This window comes from Corynebacterium suicordis DSM 45110, assembly GCF_015351405.1.
GTDB classification, from domain to species: domain Bacteria; phylum Actinomycetota; class Actinomycetes; order Mycobacteriales; family Mycobacteriaceae; genus Corynebacterium; species Corynebacterium suicordis.
Window position 1 is genome coordinate 1,356,362 of the sequence record NZ_JADKMY010000001.1, and the last position, 22,149, is coordinate 1,378,510.

The following is a 22,149-nucleotide window of genomic DNA, read 5'->3' on the forward strand; positions in this document are numbered from 1 at the left end:
GTGTCCCCCGGTTGATGAAATTCAACCCGGAGATTCTGGATCCGGATAACGCGCTGCCCGCCCTGATCGAACGCGATCCCGTTCTGCAGGAGTTCTTCCGGCCAGGTGCCATCACCCTGGTGGTGGATGGCCAGGCGATCGAGCTACATTCCAGCCACCTCTACGGATCCATGCCGCAGGTCACGCTGCGGCCGGATTCCCAGGTGTTCGTGAGCGTGGCGAAATCCTATTGGGCTCTCAACGGCGGGAACGATAGTTCCAACGCGGTGAAGGTGCAGCTGCTCAATGACACGCAGGTGGTTTATGGTGATGAGCAGCGCACCAAGATGTCACACATTGCCACGATGGATGCCTATCCCGCGCAGCTCATTGAACTCGCGGATGCTTATCTCTTGAATCTCCTCCCCTTCCTGCAGATGCATGCCCCCACGTTCCTCGAGGGTTTCGGCAACCTGCTGAGTATCACCACCCTGCGTGCCCGCGAGTACCACTACTCCAAGCACGGCAAGAACGCGTTCTACCATTTGGAGACCCTGAACCTGCCGTTCCCGGAGTTCCGGTTTGCTTGGGAAGCCCAACCGGTGGCCCAGATGAAGCAACCAGATAATCTATAACTCATGACTCCACTCGAGCCAGAGGCACTCACCGGCACCCGTTCGCGCACCTATAAGACGCGCCAGGTGACCGACGAGCAAGTAGCCTCCCCGGTGCACATCGCCATCGCGGTGTGGGAAGAAAAATGGCTCTCCTCCCCGACTGGTTGGCGCACGGAGTGGGTGCTCGCCGTGAACCCGAAGGGTGGCAAGCCCTACATCAGCATGGGCACCACGGATGAGAAGGATCCCAATCCGCACATCCACCGCCAACTCGATTCAGAATTGAAGAAGCTGAAGCGGGCCAAGAAGGATGCGTGGATTGTAGTTGGCCGACGCCGCCTCACCCTAGCCTCGCTCCTCACCAAGAACGGCTACTCTCTGACCGGCTCATTCTCGGAGAAGAACCGCGCCAGCGATAAGGCCTCTGAGATGCGGAGGAAGGGGGCCAAGGGGCTCACCCGGAAGGCAAAACGCGAAGGCGAAGCTCCCAAGGAAGTAGCCACCAAGGAAGTGGAAACCACGGAAACGCATTGGCTACCCAATTCTTCTAAGAGTGCGAGCAAGGGTGGGTCTATTCGCATTTCCTGCGATGCCTCCTCGGACACGCAGAACAAGGGCACGATGTGTTTCGTGGCCTCCAACGGGGATTACCAACTGCGCACGCAGAACACTAAGGCATCCACGGATGAGCTGGAGCTGGAAACCATCACCCTGGCGCTGAAGTACCTGGTGCGCAACGGCGCGGAATCGGCGATTGTGGAATCAGATTCCATGGCGGCTCTGGAGGCGGCTGATTATGTGCGCCGCGGGGGTCGCACGCGCCGCATGTGGCGGGGCATTTCCTCCGGAGCTCGTGCCCGCTTTGATCAGGCATGGAAGGCTGCCGATGGCACGGTGGATGTAGAGCTGCGCCGCGTGTTCGGGCACGCGGGGGATCCTCTGAATGAAGCAGCGGACAAGATTGCGTACATGGCTCTGCGCGCAATGCAACACCCAAAGAAGCAGGCCCAGCCCACATTAGACCGGGCCATTAATAAGTCAGTGGCCGCCGCAGCCCAAGCTGTGACGGCCTAAAAACTTACTTCTTGCGCCCCCGCTTTTCGCGCACGCGCACGGCGATACGCACTGGGGAGCCCTCGAAACCGAAGGTTTCGCGGAACTTGCGCTCGAGGAAGCGGCGGTAACCATGCTCCAGGAAGCCGGTGGTGAACAGAACAATCACCGGTGGCTTGGATGAAGCTTGCGTCGCAAACAACACACGAGGCAAACGGCCACCGCGCATTGGAGGTGGAGTCTCCGCGATCACGGCGCGCAGCCAAGTGTTCAGCTGGCCGGTGGTCACGCGCTGATCCCAGCTCTCCAGGGCTTCGATCATCGCAGGCTCTAGGCGCTGCAAAGCGCGCCCGGTCTTGGCGGAGATGTTCACGCGGCGTGCCCATGGCACGTGTGCCAGCTGCAGCTCGATCTCGCGCTCCAGCAGGTCGCGGCGGTCTTCATCCACCAGATCCCACTTGTTATAGGCCACCACCAGCGCGCGTCCGGAATCCAGGATCATGCGCAGCACGCGCTGATCCTGCTCGGCGATCTGCTCGGAGGCATCCACCAGGAAGATCACCACTTCCGCGGAATCAATCGCGGAACGGGTGCGCAGGGAGGCATAGAACTCGTGGCCACGGGCAGTCTTGGTCTTCTTGCGGATACCCGCGGTATCCACGAAGCGCCAGGTCTTTTCTTCCAGATCCACGATGGAGTCCACTGGATCCACGGTGGTGCCGGCCACGTTGTCCACCACGGAGCGTTCCTCGCCCGTGATCTTGTTCAGCAAGGAGGACTTGCCCACATTCGGGCGACCCACCAGTGCCACGCGGCGCGGACCAGCCACGATGGATGCCTCGCGAGGCTTGTCCGGAAAGTCCTTCAGAACCTGATCCATCACGTCTGCGGCACCACGACCGTGCTGAGCAGAGACGGGGTATGGGTTGCCGAGACCGAGGGACCAGAACTCGGAGACATCCGCGTACTGGTTATCGGAATCGAACTTGTTGGCCACCAGCAGCACCGGCACCTCGGAGCGCAGCAGCTTGTGCGCGATCATCTCATCGGTGGAGGTGATGCCCACCTTGGTGTCCACCACGAACACGATCACATCGGCGGTGGCCATGGCCACCTCTGCCTGGCGAGCGATAGCGCCGTGAATGCCCTTGGCATCCGCGTCCCAGCCGCCGGTGTCCTGCACCCAGAAGCGACGCCCGGTCCATTCTCCCAAGTAGGAGATGCGGTCGCGGGTCACGCCGGGGAAGTCTTCCACCACTGCTTCGCGGCGGCCGATAAAGCGGTTGACCAGCGTGGACTTGCCCACGTTTGGTCGGCCAACGATAGCTACCGTGCACAGGGCTTCCTGCTCCAGGCCATCTTCGCCGAACACGCCGAAGGCCGATTCAACAGCGTCCCAGTCGGTGTTGGCATCGTCATTAGCCAGGAGGTCAAACTGCTCGGAGTCATCGCCTTCGATGAAGTAGCCATCGGAGAATTCCGGATCGGCGAATTCGCTGTCATCGAAGTCCTCCGGATCCTCGTCCAGATCTTCGGTGAGGTCTGCATCGAGATCCTCATCCATCTCAGCCTCGTTGGTGGTCTCGATCTCCGAGTCCAGCACCGGTTCATCGCGGACAGTTACGTGACCATCCGCGCCCACCACATTGCCGCCGCTGGTGCGGAACACCAGTGGCTCGAGGTCATCGTCTTCTTCGCGGTCTTCCTCGAGATCTTCTTCGAGGCGCAGGTCGGCCGGGTTATCTTCCGACGCCACCACGAGCTCAGAGAACTTCTCCAGCACCTCATCGATGCTCAAATCTCCGGTGTCCAGCACCACGGCATCTTCCGCGGGCTTCAGCGGAGACACAGCGCGGGTGGAATCAGCTTCATCGCGGCGCTGCACATCGGCGAGCACCTCAGCCAGGTCCAGCTCAGCACCCTTGGCGGAATCCTGATCGAAGCGACGCTGCGCGCGGACTTCCGGGGCAGCTGTCATGAAGATCTTCACGGGCGCATCGGGCAGCACTACCGTGCCGATATCCCGGCCTTCGACAACACAGCGACCAGCATCAAGAGCCATCGCGCGTTGGATGGCCACCAGGTTCTCGCGAACCTCGGGGATTGCGGCGACTGCGGAAACGTGGCTGGTGACTTCGGAACCGCGGATTTCGGCGGAGACATCTTCGCCATCCAGCAGAACTTCGGTAGACGCAGGGTCTTCGTTGACCTGCAGGGGCAGTTCAGAGGTGGCGTCGATAATCCGGGAAACGGCTGCCTGATCCTGCGGATCAAAGGCCTCCATGTCAATGCCCTGACGAAGAACGTGCAGGGTGGCGACGCGATACATCGCACCAGTGTCCAGGTATTTTGCGCCAGCTGCCTGGGCGATCAGACGGCAGACCGTGGACTTTCCGGTGCCGGAGGGCCCATCGACGGCGAGGATCAGTCCGCCGTCTACGAGGTTATCTACCGTGGCGAGGTACGTGAGGTTGTTTTCGCTCATATCCCTATTCATTGCCTTTCTTAATTGAAGCGTTGTGGCGAGATCAGGGATGCGTTACAGCCCCACGGCCTTATACAAACTTGCCAGTTCAGAGCGGTTGAGAGCGCGGACTGTGCCCGGCTTCTGCTCACCCAGCTGAACGGTGTGAATTTTGGTGCGCACCAGCGCGGATACTGGGTAGCCCAGTTCCTTGAGCATGCGGCGCACGATGTGCTTGCGGCCTTCATGCAGCTCGATCTTCAGCAGAGACTTGCCCTGCCAGACGTCCACGATCTGCACGTTATCGGCGCGAGCGATGCCATCATCCAGGTCCACACCATCTTTGAGTTCCTTGATGATGTTGCGGTTGACCTCGCCCAGCACGGTGGCCATGTAGGTCTTGGAGATGCCGTACTTGGGGTGCATCAGGCGGTTGGCCAGCTCGCCATCGTTAGTGAGCAGCAACAGACCTTCGGTCTCGGCATCCAGCCTGCCGACATGGAAGAGGCCTTGCCCCTGCTTGAAGCGGACGTCGATGAGATCGCCCACGGAGGGGCGGCCCAGTTCATCCTGCATGGTGGAGTGCACACCACGTGGCTTGTTCAGGATGAAATACACGGTTTCATCGTTGATCTGTACGCGGGTGCCATCCACGCGGACCACGTCTGCGATGGGGTCGATGCGCATGCCCATTTGCTGGACAATTTCGCCATTGACTTCCACACGGCCTGCGGCGATGAGCTTCTCGCTCATGCGGCGGCTGGCCACTCCTGCTCCGGCGAGAACCTTCTGCAGGCGGACTTTTTCTTGAGGGGAGGATTCGGCGGCTTCGGCCAATTCAGTCTCAGTGATGTGTTGACGTTTGGCCGGCTTGGCCTTGGACAGGAAGATTTCCGTGTCCTTGGCCTTTTTCTCCGGTGTGCCGTCTCGGCGAGCGGGGGTGTTCATTTATAGATCCTCACATGGAAAACATTGATACTCCCTGGGAGTCTAGCAGGGAATATGCCGTTTCCTATAGCCCGCATTTTTGTTCGTGGTATGCGGAGTGTGGCCGTGCCCAATGGCGGTGAGTTGAGGGGTGGGTACGGCGGCTTGTCTCTGGCCGCCAGCCGGGTGGTGAGTGTGTCTCTTTTCGACGCCGGGCGATCAGTCGTCGATGTCTTCAATATTTGGCAGCAGCGGTGCCAGTTCGGGGAGCTGTTTGAGGGAATCCAGACCCAGCTGTTCCAGGAAAAGTTCCGTGGTGGAGTACAGGTGCGCGCCTCCGGTCTCCCCCACTTCAGCGATCAAACCACGCAGGTTCAGGGTGCGGATCACGCCATCACAGTTCACACCGCGCACGCTGGCAACCTGGGCGCGGGTGCACGGCTGGCGATAAGCAATCACCGCGAGGGTTTCCAGCGCTGCGCGAGATAGTCGCTGTTGCGTGCCATCCAGCAGTTTGGCTTCCACCACATCGGAGTTTGCCCGGCGGGTGAACAGACGCCACGCATCATCCTGTTCCCGCAGCTCAAAGCCGGATCCTCGCTGGGTGAACTCATCGGCGATCGTCTGCAGTTCCGCGCGGACCGCTTCCACGCTGATCAGTTCGGGGTCATCTGGAGTGCTTCCCGAGACCGCAGAAAGCACCCGGGCCAGATCCTCGGCCGTCACCGGCTCGTCTGACACCAGCAGCAAAGATTCCAGTCGGCTGCGCAGCAGGCTCACGGGCGTGTAATCAGCGGGAGAATTCACAGTCAAAGTCCTTTAATTCCTGTCCTTTAGTTCCAGTTTGCAGCCGCAACCACAGCTGGGTCCACATCCACACCGGTCCATGCCACGGTCATCTCTTCCAGCGCCTCGGCCTGCTCAATTCCGATCGCGCGCGCCTTGTAGAGCTCCAGCAACGCGAGGAACCGGCCAATCACCGTCATGGACAGCTCACAATCCGCGGTCAGCGCGTGGAAACTGATCCATTGGTCAGCCCCGGCGATCTTCAACGTGGAAAGGATATGCCCGGCCTGCTCCGGTACGGACACCGCCACGGTGTGGATATGCCCCGTGTCCACGTCGGTGGGACGCGGGCGAAACACCGCCGCGGCCATCTGCGCGAAGCTCTCCGGAGTATGCCCCAGCTTCACCGGCGGCAGAAGATTCGAATGCTGTTCTTCCAGCGAGAGCTGCACGGGGAATCGCCGCGCGGCGTCGCGCTGCCACTGCGCGAAGATATCCGCCACGCCCTTGTATGTTTTGTACTGCAGGAGCTTCGCAAACAGCAGGTCGCGTGATTCCAGCAGCGCCAGGTCTTCTTCGTCCTCCACCTCGCCTCGCGGCACCAGGCGGGCGGTTTTCAGGTCCAGGAGGGTCGACGCCACCACGAGGAACTCAGTCACCTCATCCAGATCCTCTGCGGAGTTAGATAGCCCGCGTGTGTACGCGATGAATTCATCCGTCACGGTGGCCAAGGCAATCTCCGTGATATCCATTTTTCGGGAATGGATGAGCTGCAGCAGCAGATCAAAGGGGCCATCGAAATTAGCCAGAGCTACCCGGAATCCGGGGAGTTCTGGCTGCTCGACGTGTTGGCTGGTGGTCATGGATGGAGGCTTATGGCAGCTTGGCCACGCGCTCGATGACTTCCTTGGCCAGGTTTCGGTACTGCTCTGCTCCCTGGGAGGTCGGCGCCCAGGAATTAATGGGCTCACCTGCCACGGAGGTTTCGGGGAAGCGCACGGTTCGGGTGATCACTGATTCAAAGACTTTGTCGCCGAACGCATCCACCAGACGATCCATGACCTCACGGGCGTGCAGGGTGCGGCGATCAAACATGGTCACCAAGATGCCCAGAGTTTCCAGCCGGAAGTTGAGACGATCGCGCACCTTCTCCACCGTGTCCATGAGCAGAGCCAGGCCACGCAGGGAGAAGTATTCGGATTCCACCGGGATGATCACGGAGTCAGAGCAGCTCAGCGCGTTGACAGCCAGCAACCCAAGGGAAGGCTGGCAATCGATGATGATGATGTCATAATCCTTCATCACCGGACGCAGCGCGCGGGCCAAGGCCTGTTCACGTCCCACTTCGTTCACCAATTGAATCTCAGCTGCGGAGAGGTCAATATTGGCGGGCACCACATCCAGGTTGGTCACCGAGGTGGTGTGCAGAGCATCGAAGATGGTGTTGCGGCTATCCACCAAGAGGTCATAGATGGTGACATCAAGATCATCGTGGTTGATTCCCAAACCTGCGGAAAGCGCACCTTGTGGATCCAGATCCACCAGCAGCACCTTGCGGCCGTATTCGGCCAGAGATGCGCCCAAGTTGATGGAGGAAGTGGTCTTACCCACTCCGCCCTTCTGATTACACATGGAGATGATGGTGGCCGGGCCGTGGGACTCCAAGGGCTGGGGATCCGGAAGTTCACGCCATGGTCGGCCGGTGAGTCCCATTTGCTGCTCAGGCTTTGAGAACAGCGCATCTGATCCAGGCACCGTCAAGCCCCTTCCCTTGATTATTCGCGCATATCACTGGATAGTTTCCAGTTCCAGCACATCGCACCCGTTTGCAGCTTGATGTGCCGATAAATTACATGCTCCAGATTAGCAGGGTGTGTACCGAGGAAACACACAACCAGAATCTTGTCCGCCAGCTCTCAGGTTCGTGGGTGGCTGGTAGCCCAGATTTCCCGCAGGTGTTGCGGAGAGACCTTGGTGTAGATCTGCGTGGTGGCCACGCTCGCATGGCCCAGCAACTCTTGCACAACACGCACGTCAGCCCCGCCTTCCAACAAGTGGGTGGCAAAGCTGTGACGCAACGTGTGGGGCGAAACATGACCCAAACCGGCCCGCTCGGCGGCTTCGGAAACCACCTTGAATCCGCTCTGCCGACCCATCCGGTTACCCGAGCGGTTAAGGAACAAGGCTGGACTCCCCTTCTTGTTCAGCGTTTCCCGCCCGCGCACGCGGTACTGATCCACGGCTTCCAAGGCTGGATCACCCAGCGGGACTATCCGCTCTTTCCCGCCCTTGCCTCGCACCTTCACCCAGCGATTCTTGGCGTCCAGATCATCGATATCTAGATCAAGAAGCTCGGTGATTCGCGCTCCCGTGGAATACAGCATCTCCACCAAGGCCCTATCGCGCAGATTCAAGGGAGTTGCCGCTTCGGCGTTGGGGCAGGCGTCGATAAGGCGAATGACCTCGTCCACGGACATGGCCTTGGGGATGCTATCTGCCTGTGCCGGGACGGGGACGCTCGCGGAGACATCCGCGGAAAGTTCGCGCTCCTGCACGCCGAATGAGTGCAGGCCGCGCACGCTGGCCAGGATGCGCGCCGTGGAGCTTGCAGCCAGGCCGATGTCATTGCGCAGCTGGAGCAGGAAGTCCTCGATGTCACCGGTACGGACATCCGCGAGGGGCTTGTTGCCCAGCCATCCAAGGTATTTGTCCACGTCGCGGCTGTAATTACTCAGCGTGTGCGGCGAGAGGTCCCGCTCCGTGCGCAGGTGACGGATCCACCGCTGAGCCAGCCGCTGATTGTCAGGATTGACTTCGATCGGGCGCGCTTTCGCAGAGGCCACCTCAGCTGGGTTCATCTCAGCAGGGCGTTCGCTAGCCAAGCGACTTCATATCCTCACCCTCGGCAACCTTGTCACTGCGACGTTCAGCCAAGGCGGAGGTGAAAGGGAAATCCTCGGAAAGCTCCCGCTGTGTTCCCACAGCAAGGTGCAAAATCGCAGCTACCGCGATCGCATTATCCACGGTGCCATCCTGTACCCAGGCCACCGCTTCATCCAGCGGCACCCAGCGCAGCTCCATGTCTGCTTCTTCATCGGCGGCCTCGGGGATATCGAACTCCCGCAAATCCTCGTGCACATCCTCCGCCTTGAAGATGCGACACATCTCCTCGGAGAACCCGGGAGAGGTCACGATGTCCCCCAGCAGCGACCATTCCCGTGCCGCCACGGAACCTTCCTCAGCCAGTTCACGCTTGGCTGCGGCCAGTGGCTTCTCCCCTGCTTGATCCAGCAGACCAGCGGGAATCTCCCACAAATATCGACCCACCGCATGCCGGTACTGGTGCACCATCAGCAGCTTTCCATCCTTGACTGCAGCGCTAGCCACGGAGCCAAAGTGCTCCACCAAGTCGCGTTTCGCCTCACCGGTTTGGGTCTCAATCACGTCCTGGCGCACCGCAAAAATGGGCCCGTCAAAGATCACGCGAGAATCCTTAACTCGGTAATCCCGTTCTTCGCGTGCGGATTGTTCGTTCTTAGCTTGGTTGCTCATGCTTGGGCCTCCAGGGCGGCGTCGATTAATCCTTGGAACAGAGGGTGAGGGCGAGTCGGCCGGGACTTATATTCCGGGTGCGCCTGGGTGGCCACGAAGAAGGGGTGGACCTCCCGCGGGTATTCCACGAACTCCACCAGCACGCCTTCGGGCGAGGTGCCGCTGAACAGTAGGTCGGTGTTTTCCGCAATGGTCTCACGATACTCGTTGTTCACCTCGAAACGATGGCGGTGGCGCTCGCTCACCTCGGCCTGGCCATACAGCTCCCGCACCAGCGATCCTTCCGCCAACACCGCAGGGTAGGAGCCCAATCGCATGGTGCCGCCCAAGTCCGCATCACCGGCCACAGCGGCTTTCTGCTCCTCCATGGTGGAAATCACGGGCACGGCCGCATCTGGCTCAAACTCGGTGGAAGTGGCCTCTGGCAATCCGCCTGCGCGGGCCGCCTCAATCACCACGCACTGCAACCCCATGCAGATTCCCAGCAGCGGCAGCTTGTTTTCGCGCGCGTGCTTGATCGCTCCAATCTTTCCTTCGACGCCACGGTTACCAAACCCGCCAGGGATCACCACCGCATCCAGCTCACCAAGGGTCTTGGCGGCTGCCTCTGGGGTGATGCATTCATCGGCGGGAATCCATTCCACGAGCGCCTTCACATTCCGGGCGAAACCAGCGGCCCGGACAGCTTCTGCCACGGAGAGGTACGCATCTGGCAGGTCGATGTACTTGCCCACGATGCCTACCCGCACGCTGCCCTCTGGGTTGTGCACGGAATCCAGCAGGCGGCCCCAGGTGCTCCAATCCACATCGCGAAATGGCAGGCCCAGGCGGCGGATCACGTAGGTATCCAGGTGCTGGGTGTAGAGCACCTTGGGGATGTCATAGATGGAAGGTGCATCGGGGCAGGCAATCACGGCTTCTTCATCCACGTCGCACATGCGACCGATCTTGTTCTTCACGGCCTCAGGCACATCCCGGTCCGCGCGCAGGACCAGCGCATCCGGGATGATGCCGATGCTGCGCAAGGTAGCCACGGAGTGCTGGGTGGGCTTGGTTTTCAGCTCGCCGGATGGGGCCAGGTAAGGCACCAGGGAAACGTGGATGAACAGCACGCTATCCCGGCCCACCTGCTGGCGGACCTGACGGGCTGCCTCCATGAAGGGCTGGGATTCGATGTCGCCCACGGTGCCGCCAATTTCGGAGATCACCACGTCCGGGGCGTCACCGTTGCTATCCGGCAGGGCCATGGCTAGCACGGAGTCCTTGATCTCATCCGTGATGTGTGGGATGACCTGCACGGTCTTGCCCAGGTATTCACCACGGCGTTCCTTGGCGATCACGTTGGAGTACACCTTGCCGGTGGTCACATTGCCGTGCGCGGAGAGGTTTCGGTCCAAGAAGCGCTCGTAGTGGCCCAGATCCAGGTCGGTTTCCGCGCCATCTTCGGTGACGAACACTTCGCCGTGCTCGAATGGATTCATCGTGCCCGGATCCACGTTGAGGTAGGGATCCAGTTTCTGCATGGTCACGCGCAGGCCACGCGCGCTAAGCAGCTGCCCCAGGCTGGCTGCCGTGAGCCCCTTACCCAGTGAGGAAGCCACCCCGCCCGTCACGAAAATGAATTTGGTGTCCTGCTGTGCACGCTTGCCGCTCACGGGCGCTCCTCGTCAATAGCGAGGCCAAAAGTGCCGGTTTCCAGCACAAATAAAAAAGCCCCGCAGGTGTGTACCTACGGGACCTCAGCCTAACACAGGCCTAGGACGCTCTTTTATTCCTCAGCTGTTCCGCTGCGCTATCCAACAGTCGCGGAGCCAGCGTTGTCCGCAGCACCGTAGTGTCCGGCTTCGCCTTCGCTTTGCTGCTTGAGCGCGCGCACCACGGTGATGCGCCCAGCCTCGGTGTTCACGTTGTCCACGGTGGACACCTTGCCTGCGTAATCGCCGTTATCGCGCAGGGTGCCAATTGCACCTTCTGCCTCAGCGGATGCTTGTGTGTCCGCCAGCACTGCGCCCTTGAAGTTTTCATCCAGACCCATAGAGAAATCGGCCAGGAATCCGCCCTGGTACCCTTCCGAGTTTTCGCCGCCGATAACCAGCGCCAGATCCGCTGCGCCGGCAGGCTCACCCTCGAAGGAGATGAATCCGCCCTGCTCCAAGGCTCCTAGAGCCAGGCCGCGGTCAGAATCGGAGGCTTCCTTCTCCGTGTTCAAGGCGGCGCTCAGCAGCTCACCCGCGTGCATTCCCGGGTTGAGGTTTTCCTCGTTCAGCTTGGCACCTGCTGGGAGGGAATTGGCGGCGATGGATTTCAGGTCATCGCCATTGTTCTGATCCAGCATCTTTTCGGAAAGCTTGATCACTCCGGATACGCTCGCGCCCGCATCCTGCACCAGTTCGCGGGTGGAGTTCACGGTGTCAGAGTTGGCGTCGGGTGCTACAAAAAGCACCACGGACTGGCCTTGTAGTTCTTCTTTAACGACGTCGCCCGCCACATCAGAAAGCACATCATTAGATGCAGCGACGTCCTTTTCCGCAGCCTCACGTGCGGACTTTTCCTGATCCAACTGCTCCTGGATCTTTGCGCTGCCTCCTCCGGCACCGCCTTCGACATTCGGCGCGAGGGCGTAGAAGCCCACGGCCGTGCCCAGTGCCACGCCCAGGCCTAAGCCTGCGATGACCTTTCCAGCTGTTCCCTTAGCCATGTCTCCCCTAGTTCTTGAACAGGTCTTGGACGCTCAACGCGAAGTTGTTCCAAGAATTGATGAGGTTATCGGTGAAGCCGGCGTCGCCGCTCATGCCCACGATCACGATGATGGCGGCGATGGCCACGAGGATTCCCAGGAGTGCCCAGAGCCAGCCGAAGCTGGACTTGGAGACACGGTAGAGCTCAGACATCGCGGTGGAATCCACCAGCCGTGGGCCTACACGCAGTCGGGAGAGCAATGCGGAAGAGGTGTTCTCACCTGCAGCTTCATTGAAGAGGGTATCCACGTCCATTGGCTCGCCGAGGTGAACCACCATGGACGCACCGTGGTAGTGCGCAATGAGCAGCGCCAGGTCCGTGGGGTTGTTAGAGGCGGCAGGGAAGGTCATTGCACCCACGCCAAGATCCTGAATGCGGTCCAGACCACGAGCGTGTCCGTCCGGCTCAGCAGGGAGCACCACTACCGCGCCGGAACGCAGGCCCTCGGAGGAGATCACTTCTGGATCGCCCACGATGATATTTGGCTTGTGGCCTGCAGCGATCAGGTCATCGGCCACTGCATCCACGGCGATAACTACTGGGTCATACTCGCGAATGAAGTAGCGCAGATCCTTCAGCTTGTCGCGCAGGCGGTGGTCCTGGGAGACCACCAGCACCTTGCGGTCATCCATGTCCACGTCCACATCGGGAATGCCCAGGCCATCGATCAACAGCGGGGCCTCGCTGCGGACGAACTCAGACATGTTGCCGGAGAGCGCTTCCACGTGATCGCCCAACTCTTCACGCGCTTCATCGAAACGTGCTGATGCGGTTTCGCTATCGAGAATCTCACCGCCGCCGACAGAACGGTCACCGTAGTAGAGCTTCGCATCTTCGATGCGGCCCTTCTTGCCGTTCTTCACCTTCTTGGCCAGGTCCAGGCCGGCGTTTTCCACCAGCAGGGTGCCACGATCCAGCAGCATCTGGGGGCCGAAGTTGGGAACCTTGCCGGTGGTGAATTGCTGCAGGTTAACCACGGCAGCCACCTTGGAATCGATGAGCCGCTGCGCGTAGGCGCGGGACATATCTGGCGCGTCGACGATAGCGATATCGCCTTCATGCAGCTTGGCCTTGTTGAATCCCTTGGGGCCGGTGAGATCGCGCGTGACACCGTGGATGCCGGGCAAGTCGGTACGGGAGAAGATCATGTCACCATTTTGATACGCCTGTGACTGTTGTTGCGGAAGGCGCGCCGGTTATCTAGCGAATCACTTTATTAACAGTGCGCTTTTTCTGCCCCATGAACTGCCGTTTGAAGTATTCATTGACCTCCGGCGCCCATTTCCTCTTGCCGAAGATTCCCGCTGCGGCCTTCAGGTTGCGAGAAGTCACCGAGCCGGCCCCCTTTGCGGCGGCCTTTCCGTTATTGGCTCCCATTCCGCCCATGCCCAGCATTCCCCCACGATTATTCGAACCACCAGCGGTTGTCTGCCCTGATTTACCCGCCGAAAGCGCATTCTTGCTCTGATTCCCACCTACTGAATCTGTTCCATGTGGCGGTGTTGAGAGCGCATTCATTCGGCCGTTCATTGGCGTGCTGCTGGTATTGCCGAGCCGCCCTCCAGGCAATTGAGGAACAACCGGCCCATTGAGGCCGCCTCGCTGCATCATCGTGGCACCATAATTCGCATTTGCGACGCCACCCCTCACCGACTGAGCAGAATGAGCCTGGGTCAACCCACTCATTCCGGTGTTAGTTGCCCCATGGCCGACCATGCCGCTTGGGCGAACCACTGCACTGTTGTTCATAGCCCCTGCATGCCCGGTGGTGCCTGCCCGGTTTGAATTGAGGGGTTGAGGTGAGACGGGAGAAGCGGCTGGCTGGGCGAATTGCGGTGCTGCATTGGCAGCTGAAGCTGGCGCTACTGTTCCGCTTGGTTGTGGGGCGGCATTCGCTGCAGCTTGAGCTTGCCCACCTAGACCATTAGCCGAAGCGGTAGAAACTGTAGCGTTACCGCCTTGAGGTGTGTGAACTGAGGAAATGCCCGAGCTTTGAGAGGTCGTTGCACTGTCTAATGCGCCGCCTCCCATGTGGCCAACGACCGGAGTGCCAAGGTTGGCGACGGGTGGGCGGAGCAATTCCAATGACGGTTGCAACTGGGTTGAGGCAAAGGTTGCAACTGCACTTTGCTCGGCTGCGATTCTCGCCGCTTGATCAGGAATAGCTGCGGTGGATGCTTGAATCGCCCGGAGAGCGTTCAAATTCGCCAATCTCACCGCTGGGAACTCCATCATGGATTGCCCCATGATGACCGCATTGGCACCCACGACATTGCCGGTCTTCACAACATCGCCAATAGCGGTTCGGGCCATATCGAAGGAGTATCCCTCCGCCGAAGCAGCCATGGCTGATGATGCGGCCTGCAAAGCAGTCATTGACTCGACTAGTTTCTTGCCAGCATTCATCCAGTTTTGAGCCGATTGGATTGGCGCCCCATCGTTGCCTTCAAACATGGCGATTAGCGCTAACAGTGGAGTGGTCGCTTCAACAGCAGTAACCGGCTGCGTGTAAATCAGGTTGCTAATGGGTTTGAAGTCTCTTTCCGGGTTCCGCATTCTCACCATCTTTTGATCGAATTCAATGGTGGAGTTCATCTGATCAAATGACCCGGAAGACAATTGATCCTGCAGTTCAAACGCGGTGATGTGAGAGTCGAACATCTCTTGGAGCCACTTAATGTCACTCTTCAATGACCGGATAACATTCGTCATTGCTCCCGGCTGGCCAGAAAAGTACGTTTGATGTTGAGCAAATGATGCTGACAGTGATGGGGAGTTGGTGAATTTCGCAGACCTATTGGAAAGTTTAGCGACTGTGCTAACTGCCAACTCTGCTAATTCAAGATGATTTTTAACGCTATTTATTCCTGCCAAATCAAATTTGATCATTAGATCTCCCCAGAATTCCTACGTTTTTAAGTATCCAGAATGTTAAATATGCTCGGCGGCACGCATCCTCAAACCCTTCCGACCGATACCCCATATCGCTGTAAGTCAACACAGTCGTTCGCGAACCTTCTACTCGACCAATTCCAGCGCAGCCATAATCATCAAGATCTTGCGAAAATTCACGGACTATTCGCCCACTATCTGGACCGAAATTCAATTGTGTTGGTTTTGACGACCACCCTGGCTCGGGATGAAACATGTCAAGATCGACATATGCTGAAAACGATTCTTGCTCAATTGGATGTGCCTCGAATTGGCATGTGTAAGACCCGAATTCAGAATCCGTCTGGATCTTCTTAAGTCCAATCTCCCCCATCCGAGCGATCACTTCTTCGCTACAGATATCTGGCTCCCCCACAAAGCCTTCCGACACTTCCCCCTCGGCAAGCTGTCCCAGATGCACCGGATCCCCCACGTACTTCTGGGACAGCCAAACATATCGTTCCCATGGATCTGCAGGTTCAGTCTCAAACCAAAGTCCTTCGTGGCCCCTCGGTTGCAACATTCTCCCGTCCTCTGCGATTTCCGGAGCCCCCATCTCCTCTTCGCTCACACTCTCACTACTGAGTGCATCCCCCTCTGGACGAGCCTGGTTATCATCTGCCATCGCCCCACAGCTGGCCAACACTGTCCCCAACAGTGCGGCGATGATCCAACCTAACCCCCGTTGAACCATATGGCCATTGGTGCGATGCCACATTAATTGGCAACCTCTCCCCTGCGTTCCTCTGGAAACCATTCCTTGGACTGGAGCTCCCAGTTAGAGAGCCTCTGTCCAAGAAAAATCTAAGCAGAGTCACAGGGGATTGACTAGTTGAAATTAATGTTTTTTAAGTGAAATTTAGTATGCGCACGTAGACGTGATTTTCGTAAATTAATGACATTAGTGTTATTTCAAGCCTGCAATTATCAATAATCACATTAGTTCCCAAGAAACACATTAACTCTTTGCTCTAGGTTTAAAGTTTCCCGCGATATGTTTGCGCCATTTCCAGCAATTCTTCCGCATGCGCCCGTCCCGTTTCGGACTCAAGCCCGGCAAGCATGCGCGAGAGCTCTTCCACGCGCTCCTCATCGCTGAGCAGCTTCACCTCGGAAGTCACGGAGTTATCGGTGGCGTTCTTCGCTACATACGCGTGCGCATCAGCAAACGCAGCCACCTGAGGCAGGTGCGTCACCACGATCACCTGGTTGTCCACCGCTAAGCGGGCCAGCCTGCGGCCAATCTCTACAGCCGCTTTGCCGCCCACCCCGGCGTCGACCTCATCAAAGACCATCGTGCGGCCCTTACCCGCCAGGATCACCTCCAGCGCCAGCATCACGCGGGAAAGCTCACCGCCGGACGCGCTAGAGGCCAGTGCGTTCGCGTGCCCGCCCTGCACCAGCTGGAACTCAGCTTCGTCCAGGCCCTGCGAGCCTGGCTCCACCTCAGTCAGCTCCACGCGGATCTCCGCGGACATCTGCAGTCCCTTGATTTCCTTGGTCACTGCCTTGCCGAAGTCCACTGCGGCCTTGGAACGCTCGGTGGAAAGCTTCTTTCCGACGCCCAACATCGCCTGAAGAGCAGCCTCTGTCTTAGACTTCAGCTCCTCGATGGCCTCCCCGGACACATCGATCTTGCTTAAACGTTCCCGAGCCTCATCGCGCCACGCGATCGCTCCGTCCACGTCCACCGCAAACTTCCGCAGTTCACGCAGCTCTTGCTGCCGCTGCAGCATCCCCTCCAGCTCATCGGGATCCGGTACTGCTGCCAGCGACTGTCCGACTTCCATCGCTACATCGGAGAGCAGCGTGGAAATCTCCCGCAGTCGCTCGGCCAGCTTCTTTAGTTGCTCGTCATCGCTGCGCAGGAAGTTCTCCGCCTGCGCCACCAGATCCACTGCGGTGGGCACATCAGCGTCCACCTCCCCAGCAGAGCCATCAATCACTGCCAGCGCGTCTCCCATTTGCGCGCGCAGCTCATCAGCGGCCTGGAGGCGCTGGATCTGCATCTTCAGATCCTCATCCTCCCCCGGCTGCGGATCAATCGCGTCAATGGTCTCCAGCGCCCGCTGCAGTGTTTCGGTTTCCAGCGCCAGCTCTCGGCGTGCATCTATCCGCTTCTTCAGATCCTTGGCCAGCGCTACCCATGCAGCGCGAGCCTCGCGGTATTCCGCGCGAAGTGACCCCAAGCCCGCGTACTCATCCACCGCCAGCAGCTGGCGCACGGGATCAATCAAACGCAACTGGTCATTCTGCCCGTGGATGGTGATCATGCCAGAGGCGAACTCACCCAACACGCCAGCGGCCACGGTCTTGCCCGCCAAGTGAGCTCGGGAGCGCCCAGCAGAAGTTACCGTGCGAGAAGCGATCACCTCTTCGTCTTCCACAAAGCCGCCCACTTCTTCGATGAGATCGGAAACTTTGGGGTGAGAGGTGGCGTCGAAAGAAAAAATGCCTTCAACCACGGCGCGGTCCGCACCGGCACGCACGCGGGAAGCATCAGCGCGGTGCCCGGAAAGCAAACGCAGAGAAGAGACCACCATGGTCTTACCGGCACCAGTTTCACCGGTAACCACGGTGAGGCCGGAATCAAACTCGGCGGTAGATTCTTCAATCACGCCCAAGTTACGAATGTGGAGTTCTTGCAGCATACTAGCGGCGCGGACCCCTCCAACCGGTCACAGGCAGGCGGAACTTGCTGACCAGTCGGTCGGTAAACGGTGCAGAATCCAGGCGCACCCAGCGCACGGGCTGCGGGCCACGGCGGATCTCCACGCGGGCACCCGGAGGCATGTGGATCTGGCGGAAGCCATCCATCACTGCGGTGGCGGGCGAGGTCATGGGGTTGGTCTCCACGGCCACAGAAGAATTCGGGGACACCACCAGCGGGCGGCTGAACAGCGCGTGCGCGTTAGATGGCACCACCAAGATGGATTCCAGCTCTGGCCACAGCACGGGGCCACCAGCGGAGAACGCGTACGCCGTAGAGCCAGTTGGGGTAGAGACCAGCACGCCATCGCAGCCGAAGGAGCTCACGGGGCGCTGATCAATCTCCAGAATGGTATCCAGCACGCCCTGGCGGTTGAGGTTTTCCACTGAGCACTCATTGAGCGCCCAGCCGGTGCCCAGTACGCGACCATCGCCATCGCGCACGGTGATCGCCAGCGTCATGCGATCTTCCACGTGGTAATCCTTATCGATCACCCGGTCAATCGCCTCTTCCAGCGATTCCTGCTCCCACTCAGCCAAAAAGCCAATGTGGCCCATGTTCACACCCAGCACGGGCACATCAGCAGAGTGCGCGATATCCGCCGCGCGCAGGAACGTGCCATCGCCACCGAGCACCAAAACCAGCTCAACACCGGTTGCAGCCTCACGCGTGTGACCGAAGCGCTTGAACCGACCCAGCACCTCGTGACGAGCCACCGGAGCGGGGTCTGCGGTAGCCATGACGCGCACGTCGACACCACCGGCCTTGAGTCGAGAAGCAGCCTCCGCAGCTAGCCCCAAGTTTTCATGGACACCAGTGTGCGCCACCAACAAGACCTCACGGGATTCCGTCATTGTGGGCCCTCCTTAATCGCTGTGTCCACCATGGCGTTCAGCTGGTCCATGGTTGGCATGGCCGCGCCACCGTCCTTCACCAGCCAGAGGAAAAACTCCACGTTTCCACTCGGCCCGGGAAGAGGCGATGCAACAACACCCTTTGTTGATAAACCATACTTCATTGCCGCGACAGCCACGCTTCGCGTCACTTCCGCACGCAATTCCGGGCTGCGCACAACTCCGCCACTGCCCAGCCGATCCTTGCCCACCTCGAACTGCGGCTTGACCATCGGCAGCAGGTCCGCGCCCTCGCGCATGCAGGCCGCCAGCGCGGGAAGCACCAGCTCAATGGAAATAAAGGAAAGATCCCCCACCATCAAGTCCGCCTGCCCGCCCAAAACTTCCGGGGTGAGCGTGCGCACGTTGGTGCGGTCATGCACCACCACGCGCTCATCGTTTTGCAGCCGCCAGATCAGTTGCCCGTACCCCACGTCCACCGCGTGGACAGTTTTCGCGCCCCGGTCCAGGCACACATCTGTGAATCCACCCGTGGACGCCCCAGCATCCAGCACCACCTTGCCTTCAACGCTGACCCCTTGACCTGCAAACGCGTCCAGCGCGCCCATCAATTTGTGCGCACCGCGTGAAGCCCAGCGATCATCCTCCGAGTCTGCAACCCGGATAGACACCAGCCCATCCACCCCGGAAGCTGGCTTCGTAGCGGCCATCCCATTGACGGTGACTCGCCCAGCCTTGATCATCTCTTGCGCGTGCTCCCTGCTGCGCGCGATCTTCCGCTTCACCAGCTCCGCATCGAGTCGCTGCAGCTTGGCGCCCTTTTTCGCCATGGGCTAGCCCCGCCCCAACGCATCGTTAACCACCTGATGCGCTCGTTCCAGCACGGCAGCTTCCTCCGCGCCGTCCACGTCCTGCGCGAGCAGTTCATCCACGGCCGCTGCTAGTTCTTCTTGTTTCTGTTGCGGGGACTTGGCCTCTTCTTCTTGTCGACGCCGCCCCTGTTCCGCCAGCGCGCCCGGATTCATCCCACTCATCTATCGCCACGCCTCAATGCCGCGCTGAGCTGATTCATCCGCGCCGACTACTTCGATGTTTTCCATAGCCACGCCCTGGTCTAGCTGCTCCCACACCACTGGTGCGGCTGCGGCGACTGCCTCGGCGGCCAGGAGTGTGGCGTCGGAAGAAGATTCTCCGGAACGCACGGAAACGATGACCTTTCCTGGCTCCTCTTCGCGTGCCTCGGCCGACCAACCGGAGAGGTGATCGCGCATGTTGGCGGCGATGAACGTGGGGCGATGAGGGGTGCTCAGCAGTTCGCGATGCCCGGAAACGCCCGTGACGGTGCAGAGGGTGTCGAAGCCTGCCGCGATACCACCGGCGATATCTGTGTTGAGGCGGTCGCCCACCACGAGAGGTTTTTGGGCGTTAACACCCTCAGCGGCCACCCGGAACATTTCCGCTCCGGGCTTGCCAGCGCTCACGGGGGTCACGCCGGTTGCGCTGACCACGGCAGCCACCATGGAGCCATTACCCACCAGGAACCCACGCTCGGTGGGCAAGGTGGTGTCCAGATTGGAGGCCACGTAAATTGCCCCGCGCTGGATGGCTAGCGCACCTTCAGAAAGCTGCGGCCAACCGGTTTCCGGGTTATGCCCGTGCAGCACGGCAATGGGTTCATCATCGGCAGACTCCACCACGGTGAAGCCTGCCTCGCGAGCCAGTTCCTTGAAGGACTCGGCACCGATCACATAGACCTTGCCCTCGGGCTTACCCAGCTGCTCCACGGCCAGTGTGCAGGCTGCCTGGGCACTGGTGAGCACCTGGTCTGCGGTGGTGGGAAAACCCAGCTCAGAAAGGTGATCAGCTACGGCCTGCGGGGAGCGGGAGGCGTTGTTGGTCACGTAGACCACTTCCCTGCCTGCCAAACCTTCCGCGGCACCGTCCACTGGGCGGCCGCCTTCAAAAACGGTGCCGTCGAGGTCAACCAAGAGGGCATCGTAGTTATCGAGTAATGCGAGAGCCATTCTGAACTACTCCGATTCCTGGCCAGCGTTGAGGTTCTTTAGGCGTTCAGGAGTGTCCATGAGCTCTCCCGCGTCCAATCGTGCGGAACGCTGGAACCAGTCGATGGCCTCTTCCCTGCGACCCACGTGCTCCAGAACATCGGCGTACGCGTAGAAGAGGCGCATGAGGTTAACTTCCGGGATCTCCGGGATATCCAGGGCATCCTGCAAGCTGACCAAAGCTGCATCGTTATCGCCAAGGTCCTGGTGGGCACCAGCAACCACGATCGCCAGTTCTGCACGAGAACCCGGCTCCAGGGATTCCACGCCCTCTTCATGAGCCACCTCAATAGCCTTTTCCGGGCGACCGAGGCCACGTTCCGCATCCGCGAGCACAGCCAGCAGGCCAGGCCCGCCGGACATACGACGAGCAGCGCGCAATTCAGCGATAGCTTCCTTCCACTCACCGGCGTGATAAGCGGCGATGCCGTTGGTTTCACGAGCCACGGATACCCGGCCGGCACGATCCTTCGCAGCCCGCGCGTGGGCCAAAGCCTTCTCTGGATTCTCATCCAGCAGGGTTGCTGCCATGATCAGGTGCTTCGCCACCATGTCCGCATTGTCTTTGGCCAGGCTGCGTAGCTCCTGACGAACCGATGGATCGAGCTCCTTTGGATCCAGATCTGCGGGCACGGCGGGCTCGTTGATGCGGTTGTTGATGCGCTCTTCGCGGTAACCGGTGCGTTGCGGGCCCGAGTGCTGCGCACGGTTGGCGCCACCGCGGTTGGCATGCTGGCGGTCATCGCCACGGCCTCGTCCACCTTCGCGACGCTCACCACCGCGCCGGTCATCTCGATCATCCCGCCCGCGGTAACCGCGATCATCCCGACGGTCGTCCCGGCGGTCATCGTTGCGTCCGTATCGCCCTTCTGATCGACGCCCACCTTCACGGTCTCCGCGATAGGAATCACGCCCGCGGTTGCGATCTTCCCCACGGCGCTCTGGACGTCCCTCATCCCGACGTCCATTCCACCCGCCACGGCGCTCGGATGAACCGCCACGATCATCCCTGGAGTAACCGCCTTCGGAATCATTCCGAGATGAGTATCCCCCACGAGATCCGTTCACACCCCCGCGGTATTCGGATCGTCGCTGGTCTCCGCCACGTCGGTCGTCGCTACGGCGCTCTCCGCCACGGCGGTCGTCACCCCGATGCTCACCTCCGCGTCGATCGTCATTACGACGATCGGAAGGTCGTCCTTGTCCAGACCTACGCTGACCGCCGCCCTGAGAATTATTGCTACGACCACCGTTGAACTGAGACATGAAGAAGACCTTTCACTGTGAAATTAACCTAGAAACCATCCTAAGACAGACTGCGGAGATCCCGCCAGTATGAATGGATGGTTAGCAAACCGAGATACTGATCTATTCAGTAACTGAGATAAAAAAACTTACTTTAAACATAAAAATGGACCCTGATGAATCGGGGTAACACAGTAAACAAATTGTTTACCGTATAAACCTCGACTCA

General features: G+C 59.7%; 20 protein-coding genes. 2 read left to right on the forward strand and 18 right to left on the reverse strand.

What is annotated here, in order from left to right:
- The first annotated feature begins 11 nt into the window (after positions 1-11).
- On the forward strand, positions 12-614 hold the full coding sequence (locus tag IRY30_RS10335; protein ID WP_228502615.1) for a hypothetical protein: 603 nt from the start codon (positions 12-14) through the stop codon (positions 612-614).
- A gap of 3 nt (positions 615-617) precedes the next feature.
- Positions 618-1,670 carry a ribonuclease HI gene (locus IRY30_RS06285; RefSeq protein WP_194556458.1) on the forward strand — a complete coding sequence of 351 codons (1,053 nt, stop codon included), beginning with the start codon at positions 618-620 and terminating at the stop codon, positions 1,668-1,670.
- 4 nt (positions 1,671-1,674) lie between these two features.
- Here the strand turns inward: IRY30_RS06285 and der are convergent, their stop codons facing one another.
- The 18 genes from der to IRY30_RS06375 all read right to left on the reverse strand — a co-directional run bounded on the left by der (position 1,675) and on the right by IRY30_RS06375 (position 21,941).
- Positions 1,675-4,134: a bifunctional cytidylate kinase/GTPase Der gene (der, locus tag IRY30_RS06290; protein ID WP_228502618.1), complete on the reverse strand. Its 2,460-nt coding sequence runs from the start codon at positions 4,132-4,134 to the stop codon at positions 1,675-1,677.
- Between the two features lie 54 nt (positions 4,135-4,188).
- A complete protein-coding gene (locus IRY30_RS06295; RefSeq protein ID WP_194556460.1) occupies positions 4,189-5,061 on the reverse strand; it encodes a pseudouridine synthase in 873 nt (290 codons plus the stop codon).
- A 198-nt stretch (positions 5,062-5,259) separates the two neighbouring features.
- Positions 5,260-5,847, reverse strand: a complete 588-nt coding sequence (gene scpB / locus IRY30_RS06300) for an SMC-Scp complex subunit ScpB (RefSeq protein WP_288813982.1) — start codon at positions 5,845-5,847, stop codon at positions 5,260-5,262.
- Between the two features lie 26 nt (positions 5,848-5,873).
- Entirely contained in the window at positions 5,874-6,689 is an 816-nt protein-coding gene (locus IRY30_RS06305; RefSeq protein WP_194556461.1) for a segregation and condensation protein A, read from the reverse strand.
- A gap of 10 nt (positions 6,690-6,699) precedes the next feature.
- Positions 6,700-7,539 carry a ParA family protein gene (locus tag IRY30_RS06310; protein WP_194556609.1) on the reverse strand — a complete coding sequence of 280 codons (840 nt, stop codon included), beginning with the start codon at positions 7,537-7,539 and terminating at the stop codon, positions 6,700-6,702.
- A gap of 203 nt (positions 7,540-7,742) precedes the next feature.
- Positions 7,743-8,684 carry a site-specific tyrosine recombinase XerD gene (locus IRY30_RS06315; protein WP_194556610.1) on the reverse strand — a complete coding sequence of 314 codons (942 nt, stop codon included), beginning with the start codon at positions 8,682-8,684 and terminating at the stop codon, positions 7,743-7,745.
- Between the two features lie 16 nt (positions 8,685-8,700).
- Positions 8,701-9,378 (reverse strand): NUDIX domain-containing protein, encoded by a 678-nt coding sequence (locus IRY30_RS06320; RefSeq protein ID WP_194556462.1) that lies wholly within the window; start codon positions 9,376-9,378, stop codon positions 8,701-8,703.
- Complete coding sequence (locus tag IRY30_RS06325) at positions 9,375-11,033, reverse strand: CTP synthase (RefSeq protein ID WP_194556463.1); 1,659 nt, start codon at positions 11,031-11,033, stop codon at positions 9,375-9,377. The genes IRY30_RS06320 and IRY30_RS06325 overlap by 4 nt, the downstream gene beginning before the upstream one ends.
- A 137-nt stretch (positions 11,034-11,170) precedes the next feature.
- On the reverse strand, positions 11,171-12,076 hold the full coding sequence (locus tag IRY30_RS06330; protein ID WP_194556464.1) for a copper transporter: 906 nt from the start codon (positions 12,074-12,076) through the stop codon (positions 11,171-11,173).
- A 7-nt stretch (positions 12,077-12,083) separates the two neighbouring features.
- The gene (steA, locus tag IRY30_RS06335; RefSeq protein ID WP_194556465.1) at positions 12,084-13,265 is read right to left on the reverse strand and encodes a putative cytokinetic ring protein SteA; all 1,182 of its coding nucleotides are present in this window, start codon (positions 13,263-13,265) and stop codon (positions 12,084-12,086) included.
- 52 nt (positions 13,266-13,317) lie between these two features.
- On the reverse strand, positions 13,318-15,006 hold the full coding sequence (locus tag IRY30_RS06340; protein ID WP_194556466.1) for a hypothetical protein: 1,689 nt from the start codon (positions 15,004-15,006) through the stop codon (positions 13,318-13,320).
- The gene (locus IRY30_RS06345) at positions 14,993-15,673 is read right to left on the reverse strand and encodes a hypothetical protein (protein ID WP_194556467.1); all 681 of its coding nucleotides are present in this window, start codon (positions 15,671-15,673) and stop codon (positions 14,993-14,995) included. The genes IRY30_RS06340 and IRY30_RS06345 overlap by 14 nt, the downstream gene beginning before the upstream one ends.
- Positions 15,674-16,025: 352 nt before the next feature.
- On the reverse strand, positions 16,026-17,699 hold the full coding sequence (gene recN / locus IRY30_RS06350; RefSeq protein WP_194556468.1) for a DNA repair protein RecN: 1,674 nt from the start codon (positions 17,697-17,699) through the stop codon (positions 16,026-16,028).
- A 1-nt stretch (position 17,700) separates the two neighbouring features.
- Complete coding sequence (locus IRY30_RS06355) at positions 17,701-18,612, reverse strand: NAD kinase (RefSeq protein WP_194556469.1); 912 nt, start codon at positions 18,610-18,612, stop codon at positions 17,701-17,703.
- The gene (locus tag IRY30_RS06360; protein ID WP_194556470.1) at positions 18,609-19,442 is read right to left on the reverse strand and encodes a TlyA family RNA methyltransferase; all 834 of its coding nucleotides are present in this window, start codon (positions 19,440-19,442) and stop codon (positions 18,609-18,611) included. Before IRY30_RS06360 ends, IRY30_RS06355 begins: the two co-directional genes overlap by 4 nt.
- Positions 19,443-19,445: 3 nt before the next feature.
- Positions 19,446-19,646: a hypothetical protein gene (locus tag IRY30_RS06365; protein WP_194556613.1), complete on the reverse strand. Its 201-nt coding sequence runs from the start codon at positions 19,644-19,646 to the stop codon at positions 19,446-19,448.
- Positions 19,647-20,636: an HAD-IIA family hydrolase gene (locus IRY30_RS06370; protein ID WP_194556471.1), complete on the reverse strand. Its 990-nt coding sequence runs from the start codon at positions 20,634-20,636 to the stop codon at positions 19,647-19,649.
- Between the two features lie 6 nt (positions 20,637-20,642).
- Positions 20,643-21,941: a tetratricopeptide repeat protein gene (locus IRY30_RS06375; RefSeq protein ID WP_228502620.1), complete on the reverse strand. Its 1,299-nt coding sequence runs from the start codon at positions 21,939-21,941 to the stop codon at positions 20,643-20,645.
- Between the last annotated feature and the right edge of the window lie 208 nt (positions 21,942-22,149).

Excerpts from the sequence above, each read along its gene's own strand:
- IRY30_RS06285 (WP_194556458.1), top strand. The coding sequence starts at position 618 with ATGACTCCACTCGAGCCAGAGGCACTCACCGGCACCCGTTCGCGCACC.
- der (WP_228502618.1), bottom strand. The coding sequence starts at position 4,134 with ATGAGCGAAAACAACCTCACGTACCTCGCCACGGTAGATAACCTCGTA.
- IRY30_RS06295 (WP_194556460.1), bottom strand. The coding sequence starts at position 5,061 with ATGAACACCCCCGCTCGCCGAGACGGCACACCGGAGAAAAAGGCCAAG.
- IRY30_RS06305 (WP_194556461.1), bottom strand. The coding sequence starts at position 6,689 with ATGACCACCAGCCAACACGTCGAGCAGCCAGAACTCCCCGGATTCCGG.
- IRY30_RS06310 (WP_194556609.1), bottom strand. The coding sequence starts at position 7,539 with ATGGGACTCACCGGCCGACCATGGCGTGAACTTCCGGATCCCCAGCCC.
- IRY30_RS06315 (WP_194556610.1), bottom strand. The coding sequence starts at position 8,684 with ATGAACCCAGCTGAGGTGGCCTCTGCGAAAGCGCGCCCGATCGAAGTC.
- IRY30_RS06320 (WP_194556462.1), bottom strand. The coding sequence starts at position 9,378 with ATGAGCAACCAAGCTAAGAACGAACAATCCGCACGCGAAGAACGGGAT.
- IRY30_RS06330 (WP_194556464.1), bottom strand. The coding sequence starts at position 12,076 with ATGGCTAAGGGAACAGCTGGAAAGGTCATCGCAGGCTTAGGCCTGGGC.
- steA (WP_194556465.1), bottom strand. The coding sequence starts at position 13,265 with ATGATCTTCTCCCGTACCGACTTGCCCGGCATCCACGGTGTCACGCGC.
- IRY30_RS06340 (WP_194556466.1), bottom strand. The coding sequence starts at position 15,006 with ATGATCAAATTTGATTTGGCAGGAATAAATAGCGTTAAAAATCATCTT.
- IRY30_RS06345 (WP_194556467.1), bottom strand. The coding sequence starts at position 15,673 with ATGGCAGATGATAACCAGGCTCGTCCAGAGGGGGATGCACTCAGTAGT.
- recN (WP_194556468.1), bottom strand. The coding sequence starts at position 17,699 with ATGCTGCAAGAACTCCACATTCGTAACTTGGGCGTGATTGAAGAATCT.
- IRY30_RS06355 (WP_194556469.1), bottom strand. The coding sequence starts at position 18,612 with ATGACGGAATCCCGTGAGGTCTTGTTGGTGGCGCACACTGGTGTCCAT.
- IRY30_RS06360 (WP_194556470.1), bottom strand. The coding sequence starts at position 19,442 with ATGGCGAAAAAGGGCGCCAAGCTGCAGCGACTCGATGCGGAGCTGGTG.
- IRY30_RS06365 (WP_194556613.1), bottom strand. The coding sequence starts at position 19,646 with ATGAGTGGGATGAATCCGGGCGCGCTGGCGGAACAGGGGCGGCGTCGA.
- IRY30_RS06370 (WP_194556471.1), bottom strand. The coding sequence starts at position 20,636 with ATGGCTCTCGCATTACTCGATAACTACGATGCCCTCTTGGTTGACCTC.
- IRY30_RS06375 (WP_228502620.1), bottom strand. The coding sequence starts at position 21,941 with ATGTCTCAGTTCAACGGTGGTCGTAGCAATAATTCTCAGGGCGGCGGT.